We start from the raw sequence: 17,046 nt of genomic DNA on the forward strand, positions 1-17,046 counted from the left end.
CGGGGGCCCCGGGGGCCGCGCTGCCCCCGCAGGCGGAGGGGCCCGCTCAGCCCGTACCGCCCGCTCAGCCCGCTCAGCCCGCTCAGGACAACGACACGCTGCGAATACCGCCGTACGTGGGACCCGCCGCGGAAGCTCCGGCCCCCGCGGACCTGCCGGACCCCGGCCCGATGCCGCCCCTCGCCGAGGGGAGGGCGGCCGCCGGACCGAACAGACGTCAGGCCAGGGCGGCGGCGCGCGCCGAGGAGCGCGAGCGCCGTAAGCCGCTCAAGGTCGTCGGGATCGCCGTGGCGGGGGTCGCCATCTTCGGGATCTTCATGTTCGCCGGCATCAAGCTCTTCGCGGGGGACGACAGCCAGAACCAGGCCGCGCCCGCCGGGCCGCAGCCGGGCGTTCCGGTGCCGGGTGCTTCCGGCTCCGTTCCTGCGTCGCCGTCGCTTTCCGCTTCACCCTCGCCCTCGGCGTCGAAGTCCTCGGCGAGCCCGAGCCCGTCGAAGAGCGAGTCGCACAAGCCGAAGCCCCCGCCGCCGCCCGTGCAGACGGTGAACAAGGCCCCGAACCAGGCGCCGAAGCCGCCGTCGGGTTCCTCACTCGGGCCGGGCTCCAGCGGCGCCGCCGTGGTGGATCTTCAGAGGCGGCTGGCCGCGCTGTATCTCTACCAGGGTCCTACCGACGGAAAGTACGACCAGGACGTCGCGAATTCCGTCGCCCTCTATCAGGCGTACCGCAAGGTGCAGGGAGACCCGCAGGGCGTGTACGGCCCGAACACCAAGGCCAAGCTGGAGGCGGAGCCGACGGGCCAGGGCGGCGGCGGCCAGGGCGGTCCGCAGCACGGCGGCGGGTACGGCGGCCAGAACCACGGCTCGCGGCACTGAACCGGGGGGTGGGTCGACGGCCCGGAAGCCACTTTGTATGATGGAGAAACAAAGTGGCTCCGCCCGTTCTCCCTGACCGGCGGGCGGAGCCGCTTGTTCTGCTTTTCCGTGCCGGGCTCGGCGCAAGGCCCGATCCGCCCAGGCCCGATCCGCTCAGACCCGGACCCCCAGGCCGCCGACGACCTCCAGCTCCCGACTGCTGAACTCGCCCGTGAGCATCGGCATGGCCCGCCCGATCGCGGCCTTGGCCTCGGGAAGCCGGAGCGAAGCGTCGTGGTGCTCCTTGCTCCGCCAGACCTCCATGACCCAGATCATGTCCTCGTCGGCGGCCGACGTACTCACGACATAGCTGCCGCACCCGGCCTCGCCCAGTTCCTCGACACCGCCCAGCAGCAGCGCGACAACGTCGTCGCGGTGGCCGGGCCGGGCCTTCATCGATCCGATGTAGCCGTACGCCATGACGCCTCCAGGTTCCGTGACTTCACGAGTCCGCACGTCCCTCGCCCGGCCCGCGCGGCCGGACAGGACTGGCACAACCGGCCGATCTTTTTGTATCGTGCCGATACAAAACCACCGCAGCACCCGACCGAGGATGGCCGTTTTGCCCAGCTCGAAGACCATAGTCTGCAAGGCTTTCCTCCTCGACATGGACGGCACGCTGGTCAACTCCGACGCCGTGGTGGAGCGCGTCTGGCACCGCTGGGCGCTCGAACACGACCTGGACCCCGTGGCCACGCTCACGGTGGTCCACGGCCGTCAGGGGCACGCCACGATGGCCGCCCTCCTCCCCGACCGGCCCGCGGAGGAGAACTACGCGGAGAACCGTCTGATGCTCGCCATGGAGACCGCCGACATGGAGGGCGTGGTGCCGATCCTCGGCGCGCCCGCGTTCATGGCGGCCATCGCCGCGCTCCCGCACGCCCTGGTGACCTCCGCGGACGAGGCGCTGGCCCAGTCCCGTATGACGGCGGCCGGCCTCCCGATGCCCGTCGTCCGCGTCACGGCGGAGGGCGTCGGAGCGAGCAAGCCGCATCCGGAGGGTTTCCTCAAGGGCGCGGCGGAGCTCGGGTTCGACCCCGCCGACTGCCTGGCCCTGGAGGACTCCGAAGCGGGTGTCGCCGCCGCCCGCGCGGCCGGCGCGCAGGTCCTGGGCATCGGACCCCGGGCCGCCACCCTGTCCCCGGACGCCCACGCGAGCGACCTCACCCAGGTCGGTGTGGAGGTCTCGCCGGAGGGCGAGATCCGCGTGCACGTACGTTCCTGACCCCTCCGCCTCCCCCTCTTCCGCCGCCTCCACCCTCTCTCCCCACTATCCACGAACAACCTGAACACCCGTTCCCCTGAAGGCGCGAAGGGGACGGGTGAGGGCCCCGCGCGCACACCCGCGTACGCCCTCAACCACCCCGGCCGGAGCGCCACAACACCAACTCGCGCTCCCACACGCCTCCTCCCACCCCTTGATGTGACGTGCACATGTCGTCAGGCTGTTACCTGGCGCCCACCCCACAGCAACCCGGCGCCGCCACGCTGGTCCAGAGGTCGAGGCCGTACGGCCGACACCTCGTCGCGGCCGAACCGCCGGACCGGTCAGAGTCCCCCCACATCAAGGGAGTTCGTCATGCCAGGTTTCTACGCGCGTCACCTCCTGAACCGACCGGGCCGAGCCCACCGAGCGGACCGGGTACGCCAGGTCCGCCGGACAACGGTCCTCACCGCCTCCGCCGCCTTCCTCTCCGTCACGGCCCTCATCAGCGCCCCGGCGGCGCAGGCCGCGCCGCCCACCCCCGTCACGGCGGCGACCGCCCGTACCTACCTCGGTGAGCTGACCGTCACGACCGAGGGCTCGACCAGTGGTTACAGCCGCGACAAGTTCCCGCACTGGATCACTCAGTCCGGCACCTGCGACACCCGGGAGACCGTGCTCAAGCGCGACGGTACGAACGTCGTGACCAGCTCCAGTTGCTCGGCGACCAGCGGCACCTGGAAGTCCGCCTACGACGGCGCCACCTGGACCGCCGCCTCCGACCTGGACATCGACCACGTCGTACCGCTCGCCGAGGCCTGGCAGTCGGGCGCGAGCAGTTGGACCACGGCGCAGCGCCAGTCCTTCGCCAACGACCTCACGCGCCCGCAGCTCATCGCCGTCACGGACAACGTCAACCAGTCCAAGAGCGACCGGGATCCGGCGGAGTGGATGCCGCCGAGCACGTCGTACGCATGCATGTACGCGCGGATGTGGGTACACGTGAAGCACTACTACAACTTGACGGTCGACACGGCCGAGAAGAGCAAACTGTCAACTGTCCTCAACGGCTGCTGACCGGGTAGGCGACCCAGCACCACCCACACCGCCCACCCGCCCCCACCGCCCTCCTCCGCCGTCATTTCCGTTCCGTACCGTACGGTGACGGGCCACGCCGCGACGGAGGAGGGCACATATGACCGGGCTGCGTCTCGGACCACTGCTGCGCTATGTCGACTGGAACACCGGGGGCACAGCGACCGTCTGGGTCGAGACGGACGGGCCCTGCACGGCGGAGGTCCGCTGCGAGGACGGCGCCGGCGGCGCCGCGCGTACGTTCCGGATAGCCGGCCACCACTACGCGCTCGTCACCCTGACCGGGCTGACTCCCGGCACCTCGACGCCGTACGAGGTGCTGCTCGACGACCAGCGTGTCTGGCCGCCCGCCGAGTCCCGTTTCCCGCCCAGCACGATACGTACGCCCGAAGTCCCCTCGGCCGAGCTGCGGGTGGCTTTCGGCTCCTGCCGGTGGGCGGCGCCGGCCCACCACGAGCACGACCCGGTGGGACCCGACGCGCTGGACACCCTCGCGGCGCGTCTCGCGGCGGCGCCCGACGCCGCGCGCCCCGACGTCCTGTTGCTCGTCGGCGACCAGGTGTACGCGGACGAGACGTCGCAGGCGACCCACGACTGGCTCGCGCAACGGCGGGACTTGGCGAAGGCGCCGGGCTCACAGGTCGCCGACTACGAGGAGTACACCCACCTGTACGACGAGTCCTGGCTCGACCCCGAGGTGCGCTGGCTGCTCTCCACCGTGCCGAGTTGCATGATCTTCGACGACCACGACCTGATCGACGACTGGAACACCAGCGCCGCCTGGCTCGCCGAGATGCGCGAGACGCCCTGGTGGCAGGAGCGGCTGCTCAGCGGCCTCATGTCGTACTGGGTCTACCAGCACCTCGGCAATCTCTCCCCGGCCGAGCTGGAGTCCGACAAGCTGTTCGCCGCCGTACGGGAGGAGAGCGACGGCACGGCCCTGCTCCGGCAGTTCGCCTCCGAGGTGGACCGCGACCCGGCGTCCGTGCGCTGGAGCTACCGGCGCGACTTCGGCCGTACCCGGCTCCTCATGGTCGACTCACGCGCCGCGCGCGTCCTCGACGAGCAGAACCGCTCCATGCTCGACGCGGAGGAGGAGCTGTGGGTGCGCGAACAGGCCCTGGAGGGGCGGGGATCGTACGACCATCTCCTCGTCGGCACCTCCCTGCCCTGGCTGTTGCCGCCCGCCATCCACGATGTGGAGGGCTGGGCAAGCGCGTTGAGCGGCGGTACGCGCGGCGCGCGCTGGGCCCGCTTCGGCGAATGGCTGCGCAGGAAGGCCGACCTGGAGCACTGGGCGGCCTTCCCGCACTCCTTCGAGCAACTGGCGGCGCTGATAGCCGAGGTGGGCACGGGCCCCACGGCGCCCGCGACGGTGTGCGTGCTGTCGGGCGATGTGCACCACGCGTACATCGCCGACGCCACATGGCCGGGCGGGAATCCGGACGCGCATGTCGTCCAGCTCACCTGCTCGCCGGTGCACAACTCCGTACCCGCCACGATGAAGGTCGGTTTCCGCTTCGGCTGGAGCGGCCTGGGGCGGCTCATCGGCCGCGCGCTCAAGCGGCACGGGCGGGCGCCGGTCTCGGCGGTCAACTGGCGCAAAACGGGCGGGCCCTGGTTCGGCAACCAGCTCATGACCCTCACCCTGCGCGGCCGGCGCGCCGATCTGCGGCTCGACCAGGCGCGCGACCGCGACGGGGGCAGGAGCGGGGGCGGCAGCTCGGAGCTGGTGACCGCCGACGAGCGGACGCTCACCTCGGGGTAGTTACATGCGTGGCGACCTGCGCGGCGATCGACGCGGTGATCCGCGCGATGAAACGTGGGCGTCGCGCGCGGCCTCTGATCCCCCGGTACCGGCGTCCTGAAACCGTCAGTGATCCTTCCCACAGGGGGTGATCCTTCCCCCAAGGGTCCGACTGGCAGTGCCACACCGGCATGATGAGCGGACCGGTCTGCTTCTTGCACCCCACATGCCCCGGGAGTCACAGCTTTGTCCGATGTACGGCAGCACCTGCCCCACTCCCTCGCCGTCGTCGGCGCCGGCCCCCGCGGCACCTCGGTACTCGAAAGACTCTGCGCTTCCGCCGCCGAACTCGCCCCCGGCGTCCCGCTGACGGTGCACGTCATCGACCCCTCGCCGCCCGGCGCCGGGCGGGTCTGGCGTACGGCACAGCCCGCCGAACTGCTGATGAACACGGTGGCCTCGCAGGTCACCGTGTTCACCGACGAGAGCGTCCGCTGCGAGGGGCCGATACTCCCCGGCCCGAGCCTGTACGAGTGGGCCGCCGACCGCCCCGGCGAGCGCCTCGGCCCCGACGACTACCCGAGCCGCGCCGCGTACGGCCGTTACCTGGAGTGGGCCTTCCGCAGGGCGGTGCTCGGCGCTCCCGAAACCATCACGGTCGAGGTCCACCGGGCCCGCGCGATCGACCTCGCCGACGACCCGGTCGACGACTTGGACGACGGGGGCGCGGTCGCGGACGAGCGCCCGGCCGGGCGGACGGACGGCCTCGCCGGCGACGCCACCGGTACCGCGTCCCTCACCGCGCCCGGCGCCCGCGACGAGCGGTACGCATCACCGGCCATGCCCCGCATATCCCGTATATCCCGCCCCACCCAGACGTTGACGCTCGACAACGGAACAACGATTTCCGGACTCTCCTCGGTCATTCTCGCGCAGGGCCATTTGCCCGTTGTTCCCGGTCCGACCCAGTCCGCGCTCGCGGAGTACGCGGTGGGCCACGGGCTGCGCTACGTACCTCCGGCCAACCCGGCCGATGTCGATCTCTCGGCCGTCGCCCCGGGAGAACCCGTTCTGCTGCGCGGACTCGGGCTCAACTTCTTCGATCACATGGCGTTGCTCACCGCGGGGCGCGGCGGGCGCTTCGTCCGGGGCGCCGACGGCGTTCTCGTATACCACCCGTCGGGGCGCGAGCCCCGGCTGTACGCGGGATCGCGGCGCGGCGTCCCGTACCAGGCGCGCGGCGACAACGCGAAGGGGCCTTCGGGCAGGCACCTGCCGCTGCTGCTGACCCCGGACGTGATCGCGGTGTTCCGCAAGCGCGCCGACGAGGGCGATCCGCCGGACTTCCTCACCGAGATCTGGCCGCTGGTCGCCAAGGAGGTGGAGGCGGTCTACTACATGACCGTCCTCGCGGCGTCCGGGGCCTCGGGTGCCTCGACGGCGCGGTTCCTCGAACGCTTCCTCACCGGGCCGCACGGCGGCCCGCAGGAGTCCGCCGTACTGGACGAGGCCGGTTTCGCCGTCGCCGACCGCTGGTGCTGGGACCTGATAGCGCGCCCGTACAGCGGAGAGACGTTCAACTCGCCCGCCGATCACCGGTCTTGGCTGCTGGCCCACCTGCGCCGCGACGCCGCCGAGGCCGCGCTCGGCAATGTGGCGGGCCCGGTGAAGGCCGCTCTGGACGTACTGCGCGACCTGCGCAACGAGTTGCGCCAGATCGTGGACCACTCCGGACTGCCCGGGGCCTCCAGACGCGACCATCTCGACCGCTGGTACACGCCGTTGAACGCCTTCCTCTCCATCGGTCCGCCGCGCACCCGCATCGAGGAGATGATCGCGCTGATCGAGGCGGGGATCCTCGGCGTGATCGGCCCCCGGACCGAAGTACGGGGAAGGGAGGGCGTGTTCACCGCCGAGTCCCTCGACGTACCCGGCTCGCTCGTCCGGGCCACGACACTCATCGAGGCACGGCTCCCCGAGCCGGATCTCCGGCGCAGCCTCGACCCGCTCCTCGCGCGGCTCCTGAAGTCGGGACAGTGTCGGCCGCACACCCTCGGCGGTTACGAAACCGGTGGGCTTGATGTCACGCAGCGTCCCTACCGCTTGATCGACCGTCAGGGTCTGGCACACCCCAGGAGGTTCGCTTTCGGGGTGCCGACGGAGGGGGTGCACTGGGTGACGGCCGCCGGCGCACGCCCCGGCGTCGACTCGGTGATGCTCTCGGACGCCGACGCGGTGGCACGTTCCGGTTTGCGTGCCCTGACCACGGATGTGGCGGAAGGCGCGGCCCGAAACAATCCTCGGCTGAATGTTGAACTTGCAAGCATAGATTAGGCCTGCCTAACGTGAGGGTGCTTCTCCGGTCCAGACCAACCCGATCGAGGGAGATCACCCCCCATGAATGCACGCCTCACCCATGCGCAGCCGTACACCCTCGGACTCTTCCGAATGGTGCTCGGTCTGCTCTTCACCTGCCACGGCGCAGCGGCGCTCTTCGGCTTCTTCGGCCAGGACGCCGTACCTGCCGGCACGTGGCCCAACTGGTACGCCTCCGTCATACAACTCGTCGCAGGCGTCCTCGTATTCGTCGGCCTCGGCACCAGGACCGCCGCCCTGGTGAGTTCCGGTTCCATGGCTTACGCGTACTTCACCGTCCACCAGCCCCACGGGCTCTTCCCCATCGAGAACGGCGGCGAGGCACCAGTCTTCTTCTGCTGGGCCTTCCTCCTGGTCGTTTTCACCGGACCCGGCGCTCTGGCGCTGGACCGGCTCTTCAGCTCCCGCGCCGACAACGGCGTTGACGCGGACGGGGAGAGGCAGCAACAGCGCACGGCCGTGGCCGCCTGATCCAACAGGCTCCCGAACGGCTGCCCGGACCCCCCGCCGAGGGCCCGGACGCCGTGCTGTGAGAACACGTGCGGTAATGAAGAGGTGTCGTAAGGACACCGCCCAACACTTTCGACCTGCGGAATCCTTGCCCGACCCAGGGGCGTACGCTGTACGGCTGGGCGTGGAAGGATCGGGGAGTCGGAAAGTGCTGGAGAGTTTGGGGTCGCTCACGGGCAGCCCATGGATCTACGCGGTTGTCGCCGTCTCCGTGCTCCTCGACGTGTTTCTGCCCGTCCTGCCGAGCGGAGTCCTGGTGATCACCGCCGCGACAGCAGCGGCCGCCGGCTCGACCACCGTCGCCGACGCGGCCCACAAGGTGACCGAAGTCGCCCCGGTACCGCACGAGGTGCCCTCCCTGATCATCCTGATGCTCTGCGCGGCCAGCGCCTCCGTACTCGGCGATTTCGTGGCCTTCCGACTCGCCTGGAGCGGCGGCGACCGCCTCGACCGGGCCATCGCCCGCTCCCGCAAGCTGACCAGCGCGCAGGCCCGTCTGGGCGAAGCGCTCAGCAAGGGCGGCGGCATCCTCGTGGTCATCGCGCGCTTCGCCCCCGCGGGCCGCTCGGTGGTGTCCCTGGGCGCGGGCGCGGCGCACCGCAAGGTCGCGGAGTTCCTGCCGTGGTCGGCCCTCGCCGGGGTCGCCTGGACGGGCTACAGCGTGGGCCTGGGCTACTTCGGCGGCCAGTGGCTGGGCGCGAGCTGGGCGGGCGCCGCCGTCTCCGTACTGGCCCTGTTCGGGGCCGGCGCCCTGGCCGCGTTCGTCGTACGCCGCCCGGCACCGGTCCAACACGCGGGCTAGCGGCCCTGGTTCACCATGTCCTCGACGGCCTTGACGACAATTTCGGGCCGGTCGAGCGGAACGTCGTGCGAACTGGGGTCCGCGACAACGAGATTACGATGCGGCCCGGCGTCCACGAACTGCTGCTGAGCCGTTCGCCAGAGCTGCGCGTCGTCGGGCGTGGGGAACGGGGTCTCGGAGGACACGATGGCCGTGACGGGCACAGTCCTGGGCCAGGACTGCTTGTGGTAGGTGTTGTGCACCGGCCCGTAGTTGGCTGCCTCCGCGAGGAGTTGGCGTATCTCGGGGGTGATCGGCTGGCCCTTCAGGGCGTCGATCTGTGCCTGGTTCGCCGCGACGAGCTTGGCCGTCTCGCTTCTGGTGAAGAACTGCGGGAGGTTCGCGTCCACGAGGACGGCGCCCGCAGTTGAGCGCGGGTGGTCCTTGACGTAGTAGGTGGCGATCTCGCCGGCGAGGGAGTGCGACACGAGGGTCACGTTCTTGTCGGCCTTCAACTGCCGCAGTCCGGCGGCGAGGTCGGAGGCGGCCTTCGGCGCCTTCCACGGCCCGGGAACGTACGGGCTCCGCCCCTCGCCGGAACGGTCGTAGGTGATGATCTCGCGCCCGGTCTCCTTGGCGAGCACGGGCACGATGTTCTCCCAGTACGAAGCGTCGTTGCCGCCGCCGGCGTCGAGGACGATGGCCGGGAGCCGACCGGGGGTCACGTAGAACGCCAGCTTGTGCCCGTTGGCGTTGACCATGCGAGGCGATGACTGGAACTGCTTGGCACGCGAGGGCGTTCGCGGCGAGGCCGAGGCGTCGACGGTGGCGAGTCCACCGGCCACGACGACGGCGGCTGCCAGCACGACGGCGGAGTGGCGCAGACGCCGGTAACGGGTGACGCGGCTGTTCATGGGGACGTCCTTCGCAGTGCGACGAAGCGGGGCTTCCTGATGAGTCCCAGCTTGGTCGACCACGGCGCCCACGGCGATGAGGCCCACTCCCCGGCCGAAGGTGGGGCAGGCCCCAGCACCCCTCTTCAGTTTTCGGACCCCGCCCCATCAGGCCATCAGGCCCGTCGGTAGCTGCTGCCGTCCTTGGGACGCTCCAGCAGGCCCGCGACGATCAGGTGGCGGCGCAGCGCCGCGTAGTCCTCGTGCACCGTGAGCAGCGCCTCGTTGACCTCGCGCTCGCTGTAGGGCCGATCCCGTTCGAACAGCGTCTCGGCGAGGTGACGGAGCAACTGCTCACGGCGGGCCGCCTTGCGCGGGATCGCGGTGAGGCGCCCGCGCGAGAAGAGGGCGGTCACGGCCTGCGTACCGGTCGGTGCGTTGTCGGACATACGGCGGAGCCTCGCAGCGCCGTACGGCCCGCGCAACGCGTTTTCACCGCCGGGCGGCGGCGCCCCGTACCTCGATCTCGGCGAGCAGTTTCGCCGTCGCTCCGGCGATCTCGTCGACCGCCCGCTCGAAGACCTCGCGGTTGTGCGCGGCCGGTTCGCGGAAGCCGGAGACCTTGCGTACGTATTGCAGGGCGGCAGCCCGGATGTCGTCCTCGGTGGCCTCTTCGGGGAGGGCGGGTGGACGGAGGGTCTTGATACTGCGGCACATACCACCAGTGTGGTTCAGGCCGGCCGCTCATGCCAGGGCCGGGCCGGCTCCGTCCCCTGCTGCGTCCGCGTCGCCCTGGCCGTCCCGGCCACCCTGGCCGCCCCCGTCGTAGCGCGCCGTGCTGTTCCTGACCACGAGCCGCGTTCCCAGCTCGATGCTCGACTCCGTGTCGGTCTGCTGTCCGGCCTGCTGTCCCGTCTGCTTCCCCGCCTGTCGCCGCGGCTGCGCTCCGGCCCCCTCCCCCTGCTCCTGCCGTCGCAGCCGCATGAGCATCCGCGCCGCCTCCTCACCCATCTGCACCAGCGGCTGGTGCACCGTCGTCAGGGCCGGGCTGGACCACTGCGCGAGCGGCAGGTCGTCGTAGCCCACGACCGACAGGTCCCCCGGCACCTGGAGCCCGAGCACGCGGGCCGCTTCGAGTACCCCGAGTGCCTGGAGGTCGCTGCCGGCGAAGATCGCGGTCGGCCTGTCGGGTCCCGGGGTGGAGAGCAGGTCCATCGCGTGCGCGTGGCCCGAGGCGACGTGGAAGTCGCCGAACCTGATCAGCGCCGGGTCCGTCTCCAGGCCCGCCACGCTCAGCGCCGAGCGGAAGCCGTCGAGGCGCGCCAGCGAGCACAGCATGTCCTCGGGGCCCGTGATGACGCCGATGCGGCGGTGGCCGAGTTCGACGAGGTGGCGGGTGGCGGCCAGGCCGCCCGCCCAGTTGGCGGATCCCACGGACGGTACGTCGGGAGCCGGGTCGCCCGCCGGGTCGATGATGACGAACGGGATGGCCCGCGACCAGAGCTTCTTCTTCAGCTCGTCGGGGAGCGCGGCGAAGACGAGTACGACCCCGATCGGGCGGCGGCGCAGCACGCCCTCGACCCAGTCGGCGCCCGGCGAGTGCCGGGTCCCGGTCTCGGTGAGGACCACGCTCAGGCCCTGCTCCTTGGCGACGTTCTGCACCCCTCGGATGAGCTGCATCGACCAACTGCTGTCCAGCTCGTGGAAGACGATCTCGATGAGCGGCGCCTCCGGCGGGGTGGGTGAGGAGCGCCGGTAGCCGTGTTCGTCGAGAAGTTCCTCGACCTTGATCCGCGTCGGAGCCGAGACATCGGGGCGCCCGTTGAGGACTTTCGAAACTGTCGAAAGGGATACGCCGGCCTGCGAAGCCACCTGGGCCAGAGTGACCTTGCTCGTACTCCTGTCATCACGCATGGATCGAAGGATAGGGCACCAGCGTTGAGTAACGGTTTGATAGCGCGATGTCCGCGCTGTTGACCCACCTGAGGGGGAGACCTACGGTCACTCGCCAAGATACTTTCGGCAACGTTGCCGATACTTTCGAGAGGTCGATCGATGATGACACGCGCACGGATCTCCCGAGCCGTCGCCGGCGGCACGGCCCTCGTCCTGAGCCTCGGAGGTCTCGCGGCATGCGGCAGCGATTCCTCCTCGGGCGGCGGCGGGGACGAGTTCCACGTACTCGTCTACGGCGACGCGACGAACAAGGTGGAGAAGCAGATCGTCGCGACCTTCAACAAGACGTCGAAGGTCAAGGCGGTCCTGGACACCGTGCCCGGCGCCGACTACCAGCAGAAGCTTCAGACGGTCATCAACACCCCGCAGGCGCCCGACGTCTTCTACAACTGGGGCGCCGGATCCATCCAGCCGTTCGTCAAGGCCGATCTGCTGCTGCCGCTCGACGACATGATCAAGACCGACCCGGGGCTGAAGTCGAACTTCCTGCCGTCCGTCTTCAACACGGCCACCGTCGACGGCAAGCCGTACGGGATACCCATGCGCGGCACCCAGCCGGTGCTGCTGTTCAACAACAAGAAGGTGCTGGCGGACGCCGGTGTGCAGGCTCCGAAGACCTGGGACGAGCTGCTGGCGGCGACAAAGAAACTGAAGGCGAAGGGCATTACGCCGATCGCGCTCGGCGGCGGCGACAAGTGGACCACCCAGATGTGGTTCGAGTACGTCTACGACCGGGTGGCCGGGCCCGGTCTCTTCGAGAAGGCCCTGTCGGGCGACAAGAGCGCCTGGGCGAGTGCCGACAGCAAGAAGGCGCTCTCCGTGCTCAAGGAGCTTGTCGACTCAGGTGCGTTCGGCACCAACTACGACTCGGTGAAGTTCAGTGACGGCGGCTCCCCGGCCCTGCTGGCCAGTGGCAAGGCGGGCTTCGAGCTGATGGGCTCGTGGGAGTACTCCAACCAGGCCGAAGCCAGTCCCGACTTCGCGAAGAACGACCTGGGTTACAGCCCGTTCCCCAGCGTCGCGGGCGGCAAGGGCAACCCGGCCGACCTCGTCGGCAACACCAACAACTTCTACTCCGTACGGAAGTCGACCAAGCACGCGGCCGACATCGCGAAGTTCTTCAAGCTGATGTACTCGGACGAGTTCGTCAAGGCACATCTCGCCATCGGCAATCTGCCGACCACCACCAACACCACCAAGTTCCTGGACTCGGCGGACAACCCGGCCTACCTGAAGTACCAGTTCGACCTGGTCGACAAGGCGCCGTCGTTCCAGCTCTCGTGGGACCAGGCGTACTCCCCGCAGAACCAGACGCCGATCTATGTGGCCGTCCAGGGCTTCTTCAACGGGCAGTTGGACGCCGACGGCTTCATCAAGGCCATGCAGGCCCTGACCACCTCGTGAGCGCGAAAGGGCTGACGCCCACCACCCAGGGGGTCGCGCGTCCCGGCCTCGGCTGGGCCCTGCCGGCCACACTGTTCTTCGGGCTCTTCGCGATCGTGCCGCTGGTGCTGGTCGCCGTGCTCTCCTTCACGAACTGGAGCGGGCTCGGGTCACCGGAGTTCGCGGGACTCACCAACTGGACGAAGCTGTTCCACGATCCGGTGATGATCAAGAGTCTCTGGCTGAGCCTGCTGCTCACCGCGCTGGGGGTGGTGGTCCAGACCCCGCTGAGCATGCTGCTCGGTGTCTGGGCCGCCGGGCCCCAGCGCAACAGGGCCGTGCTGTCGGCGATCTTCTTCATCCCGCTGCTGCTGTCGGCCACCGCCGTCTCCGTGCTGTGGCGGGCGCTGCTCGACCCGAACTTCGGTGTGCCGGCACAGGCGCACTGGCTCTTCGGGGACGGCAATCTGCTCGGGTCGCGCACCAGCGCCATCGGGGTGCTCGTCTTCGTCAGCGCCTGGCAGTTCACCCCGCTGCACGCGCTGATCTACCAGGGTGCGACGCGGGCGATCCCCGAAGTGCTCTACCAGGCGGCGGCGATCGACGGCGCGGGCACCGTACGGCAGTTCTTCCACATCACACTGCCCCAGCTCCGCAACTCGATCATCACGTCGGTGATCCTGATGGTGGTCGGCGGTCTCACCACCTTCGACACCGTGCTGATCCTGACCCAGGGCGGACCGGGCACCGACACCACGATCACCGCCTTCTACATGTACCAGAAGGCCTTCAAGGGCTTCGACTTCGGCGCGGGCGCGGCCATCGCGCTGCTGCTCGTGGTCGTGGCGACAGCGATCTCGCTGGTCGTCGTGCGGGTCTCCGGCTACGACAAGATGGCCGGCACGAAGGAAGGCCTGTGATGAGGCGCGGTCCCAACTACCTGGCGGGCGTGGGCGTTTTCGTCTGGCTGTGCCTGGTCGGCCTGCCGATCTACGTGATGCTCGGCGCGACCGTCCAGTCCCGCGCGCAGTACACCGCCGGCGGCCCGCTGTCGCTCCCCGGCGGCTTCTCCCTCACCAACTACGTCCAGGACTTCGGGAACGGCTTCGGCCGCTACTTCCTCAACACCGTGATCGTGACGGTGAGTGTGGTGGCGATCGTGCTGGTGCTCGTACCGCCGCTGGCCTTCTCGATCGTGCGGGGCCGCAGGCGCTCGACCGCGCGGGTGTTCCGGGTCTTCCTGCTGGGTCTCGCGATCCCCGCGCAGGCGGTGATCGTGCCGATGTTCTACGTCATCAGCAAGGCCGGGCTCTACGACAACCTCATCGGTGTCATCCTGCCGACGGCGGCCTTCTGCCTGCCGGTGTGCGCACTCATCCTCACCGGATCCATGCGTGACATCACCACCGACCTGTTCGAGGCGATGGCCATCGACGGGGCCGGCACCCGGCGTGTGTTCTTCCAGCTCGTCGTGCCGCTCTCCAAGAGCGGTCTGTCGACGATCGTGGTCTTCTCGTCCCTCCAGGCGTGGAACGGCTTCCTCTTCCCGCTCGTGCTGACCCAGTCCGAGAACACCAAGGTGCTCACCCTCGGGCTCTACAACTTCCAGACGCAGTACGCCATCAACATCCCCGGGCTGCTGGCGGCCGTGGTCCTCTCCACGCTGCCGGTGCTGCTCGTCTACCTGTTCGCGCGCCGCGCCCTGGTCCAGGGGCTCATGGGCGTCGGAGGAAAGTGAACGACAACGTGACCACCACCGATGCCCAAGGCGATCTGACCGATCTGACTGATCTGACTGATCTGACCGGGCAACGTGCTGCTCGGGTCGAGCAGTTGCTCTCCGAGATGACGCTCGGGGAGAAGATCGGCCAGCTCTACGGGCTGTGGGCGGGCGCCTCGGAGAACGGCGCCGAAGTCGCCCCGCACCAGCACGACATGGACAAGCCGCCGTCGCTCGCCGAGCTTCTCCCCGACGGACTCGGCCAGTTGACACGGCCGTTCGGCACGGTCCCGGTCGATCCGGCGCTGGGCGCGCTGTCGCTGCTCCGTACGCAGCGGCGCATCGTCGCCGGCAACCGTTTCGCGCTGCCCGCCATGGCGCACGACGAGTGCCTCGCCGGCTTCGCGGCGTGGGGCGCCACCACGTACCCCGTACCGCTCGCCTGGGGTGCGGCCTTCGATCCCGACCTGGTCAGGGAGATGGGGGGCGCGATCGGCCGCGACATGCGGTCGGTCGGCGTCCACCAGGGGCTGGCGCCCGTACTCGACGTGGTGCGCGACGCCCGTTGGGGACGGGTCGAGGAGACCATCGGCGAGGACCCGTACCTCGTCGGCACGACGGCGACCGCGTACATCCAGGGTCTGGAGACCGCCGGGATCGTCGCCACGCTCAAGCACTTCGCCGGGTACTCCGCCTCGCGCGGCGGGCGCAATCTCGCGCCGGTCGGCATGGGTACGAGGGAGCGCGCCGATGTGGTGCTGCCGCCGTTCGAGATGGCGGTGCGGGAGAGCGGCGTACGGTCCGTGATGCACTCCTACACCGACACCGACGGGGTGCCGTGCGCGGCGGACGAGGAGCTGCTGACCGGGCTGCTGCGCGACACCTGGGGCTTCGAAGGCACCGTGGTTTCCGACTACTTCGGCGTCGCCTTCCTCAAGACCCTGCACGGGGTGGCCGGTGACTGGGGCGGGGCGGCAACTGCGGCACTGAGCGCGGGAGTCGACGTCGAGCTGCCCACGGTGAAGACGTTCGGCGAGCCGCTGCGCGAGGCGGTCGCCGCCGCGCTGCTGCCGGAGGACGTCATCGACCGCGCGCTGCGCCGCGTACTGACGCAGAAGGCGCAGCTCGGGCTGCTCGATCCGGAATGGAGCCCGGTGCCGCCGGCGCTGGCGGCACTCGCGGGGGCGGATCTCGGCGAGGACGGCCTCACCGGGGCCGATCTCGTGGCGCCGGAGGCCCTGGAGCGGCTGCGCGGCACCGTGGACCTGGACTCCCCCGCGCACCGGGACATCTCCCGCCGTCTCGCCGAGCAGTCGGTGATCCTGCTGAGCAACAGGGAAGGGCGCCTGCCGCTGCGGGGGCCCGCCCGTATCGCGCTGGTCGGCCCGCAGGCGGAGAGCCCGACGGCCGTGCTGGGCTGCTACTCCTTCCCCGTCCATGTCGGCTCCCAGCACCCCGGCACCCCGTACGGCATCGAACTGCCCACGCTCCGGGAGGCGTTGGCCGCCGAGTTCCCCGACAGCGAGATCGTCACCGTCGCCGGGTCGGGCATCGACACCGCCGACACGACCGGCTTCGCCGACGCCGTACGGGCGGCGGCGGACGCGGATCTGGTCATCGCCGCTCTCGGCGACCGGGCCGGGCTCTTCGGCCGGGGCACGAGCGGCGAGGGCTGTGACGCGGAATCCCTCGCGCTGCCGGGCGTGCAGGGGCAGTTGCTGGACGCGCTCCTCGACACCGGTACCCCTGTGGTACTCACACTGCTGGCGGGGCGGCCGTACGCGCTGGGCCGGGCGGTGGACGAGGCGGCGGCGATCGTCCAGTCCTTCTTCCCCGGGCAGGAGGGCACTTCGGCTCTCGCCGGTGTGTTCAGCGGCCGGATCACACCTTCGGGCCGGCTCCCGGTGAGCGTGCCGCGCCTGACCGGCGCCCAGCCGTCCACGTATCTGGTCCCCAGGCTGGGCCAACTGAGCGAGGTCTCCAACCTCGACCCGACGCCGGCCTTCGGCTTCGGCCACGGCCTGACGTACACGACGTTCGGCTGGTCGGACCTCCGGGCGCGGGAGAGCGCGCCGACCGATGGCGCCCTTGAGGTGTCCTTCACCGTACGGAACACCGGTCCTGCGGCGGGCGTCGAGGTGGTGCAGGTGTATCTGCACGATCCGGTCGCCTCGGTCGTGCAGCCGGTCCAGCGGCTGATCGGGTACGCACGAGTGGCCCTGGAGGCGGGCGAGTCGGCCGGGATCAGCGTCCACGTACCCGCCGATCTGGCGTCCTTCACCGGGCGGAACGGTCAACGAGTCGTGGAGCCGGGCGAGTTGGAGCTACGGCTGGCGGCGTCGAGCACCGACACCCGGCTGACGGCGCGCTGCACCCTGACGGGTCCGGCGCGGACGGTGGATCACACGCGCGAGCTGCACGCGCGGTTCACGGTGACGGCCGGGGAGGCGGCGGGACGGTCGTAGGC

16 protein-coding genes are annotated in these 17,046 nt (G+C 70.1%); 11 read left to right on the top strand and 5 right to left on the bottom strand.

The window, feature by feature from the left end:
- The coding region (locus QR77_RS10225) for a peptidoglycan-binding domain-containing protein (RefSeq protein ID WP_160310896.1) at positions 1 to 875 on the top strand (875 nt) is incomplete at its 5' end.
- Between the two features lie 153 nt (positions 876 to 1,028).
- Here the strand turns inward: QR77_RS10225 and QR77_RS10230 are convergent.
- On the bottom strand, positions 1,029 to 1,334 hold the full coding sequence (locus QR77_RS10230) for a putative quinol monooxygenase (protein ID WP_040021126.1): 306 nt from the start codon (positions 1,332 to 1,334) through the stop codon (positions 1,029 to 1,031).
- A 142-nt stretch (positions 1,335 to 1,476) separates the two neighbouring features.
- On the opposite strand from QR77_RS10230, the gene QR77_RS10235 reads away from it, so the two are divergent.
- From QR77_RS10235 to QR77_RS10260, 6 genes are all read left to right on the top strand, one after another.
- Positions 1,477 to 2,139, top strand: a complete 663-nt coding sequence (locus tag QR77_RS10235; RefSeq protein ID WP_040021128.1) for an HAD-IA family hydrolase — start codon at positions 1,477 to 1,479, stop codon at positions 2,137 to 2,139.
- A gap of 354 nt (positions 2,140 to 2,493) precedes the next feature.
- A complete protein-coding gene (locus tag QR77_RS10240) occupies positions 2,494 to 3,195 on the top strand; it encodes an HNH endonuclease family protein (RefSeq protein ID WP_078876591.1) in 702 nt (233 codons plus the stop codon).
- Positions 3,196 to 3,313: 118 nt separating this feature from the next.
- Positions 3,314 to 4,981, top strand: coding sequence for an alkaline phosphatase D family protein (locus QR77_RS10245; protein ID WP_040021130.1), 1,668 nt, complete (start codon positions 3,314 to 3,316; stop codon positions 4,979 to 4,981).
- A 225-nt stretch (positions 4,982 to 5,206) separates the two neighbouring features.
- Positions 5,207 to 7,294 (top strand): FAD/NAD(P)-binding protein, encoded by a 2,088-nt coding sequence (locus QR77_RS10250; protein ID WP_040021131.1) that lies wholly within the window; start codon positions 5,207 to 5,209, stop codon positions 7,292 to 7,294.
- A gap of 63 nt (positions 7,295 to 7,357) precedes the next feature.
- Complete coding sequence (locus tag QR77_RS10255) at positions 7,358 to 7,807, top strand: DoxX family protein (protein WP_040021132.1); 450 nt, start codon at positions 7,358 to 7,360, stop codon at positions 7,805 to 7,807.
- 187 nt (positions 7,808 to 7,994) lie between these two features.
- On the top strand, positions 7,995 to 8,648 hold the full coding sequence (locus tag QR77_RS10260) for a VTT domain-containing protein (protein WP_040021134.1): 654 nt from the start codon (positions 7,995 to 7,997) through the stop codon (positions 8,646 to 8,648).
- Here the strand turns inward: QR77_RS10260 and QR77_RS10265 are convergent.
- From QR77_RS10265 to QR77_RS10280, 4 genes are all read right to left on the bottom strand, one after another.
- Positions 8,645 to 9,541 carry an alpha/beta hydrolase gene (locus tag QR77_RS10265; protein ID WP_040021135.1) on the bottom strand — a complete coding sequence of 299 codons (897 nt, stop codon included), beginning with the start codon at positions 9,539 to 9,541 and terminating at the stop codon, positions 8,645 to 8,647. The two genes, QR77_RS10260 and QR77_RS10265, sit on opposite strands and share 4 nt — an antisense overlap.
- A gap of 155 nt (positions 9,542 to 9,696) precedes the next feature.
- Positions 9,697 to 9,969, bottom strand: a complete 273-nt coding sequence (locus QR77_RS10270; RefSeq protein ID WP_040021136.1) for a DUF2087 domain-containing protein — start codon at positions 9,967 to 9,969, stop codon at positions 9,697 to 9,699.
- Positions 9,970 to 10,012: 43 nt separating this feature from the next.
- A complete protein-coding gene (locus QR77_RS10275) occupies positions 10,013 to 10,237 on the bottom strand; it encodes a DUF2277 domain-containing protein (protein WP_040021137.1) in 225 nt (74 codons plus the stop codon).
- A 27-nt stretch (positions 10,238 to 10,264) separates the two neighbouring features.
- Entirely contained in the window at positions 10,265 to 11,434 is a 1,170-nt protein-coding gene (locus tag QR77_RS10280) for a LacI family DNA-binding transcriptional regulator (RefSeq protein WP_078876592.1), read from the bottom strand.
- A gap of 141 nt (positions 11,435 to 11,575) precedes the next feature.
- Here QR77_RS10280 and QR77_RS10285 point away from each other — a divergent pair, with 141 nt between their 5' ends.
- The 4 genes from QR77_RS10285 to QR77_RS10300 all read left to right on the top strand — a co-directional run bounded on the left by QR77_RS10285 (position 11,576) and on the right by QR77_RS10300 (position 17,044).
- Complete coding sequence (locus tag QR77_RS10285; protein ID WP_040021138.1) at positions 11,576 to 12,880, top strand: extracellular solute-binding protein; 1,305 nt, start codon at positions 11,576 to 11,578, stop codon at positions 12,878 to 12,880.
- A complete protein-coding gene (locus QR77_RS10290) occupies positions 12,877 to 13,779 on the top strand; it encodes a sugar ABC transporter permease (RefSeq protein ID WP_052488654.1) in 903 nt (300 codons plus the stop codon). Before QR77_RS10285 ends, QR77_RS10290 begins: the two co-directional genes overlap by 4 nt.
- The gene (locus tag QR77_RS10295; RefSeq protein ID WP_040021139.1) at positions 13,779 to 14,597 is read left to right on the top strand and encodes a carbohydrate ABC transporter permease; all 819 of its coding nucleotides are present in this window, start codon (positions 13,779 to 13,781) and stop codon (positions 14,595 to 14,597) included. The genes QR77_RS10290 and QR77_RS10295 overlap by 1 nt, the downstream gene beginning before the upstream one ends.
- Before the next feature lie 107 nt (positions 14,598 to 14,704).
- On the top strand, positions 14,705 to 17,044 hold the full coding sequence (locus QR77_RS10300; RefSeq protein ID WP_078877783.1) for a glycoside hydrolase family 3 N-terminal domain-containing protein: 2,340 nt from the start codon (positions 14,705 to 14,707) through the stop codon (positions 17,042 to 17,044).
- Positions 17,045 to 17,046 lie beyond the last annotated feature (2 nt).

The organism is Streptomyces sp. 150FB (assembly GCF_000818195.1).
GTDB lineage: Bacteria > Actinomycetota > Actinomycetes > Streptomycetales > Streptomycetaceae > Streptomyces.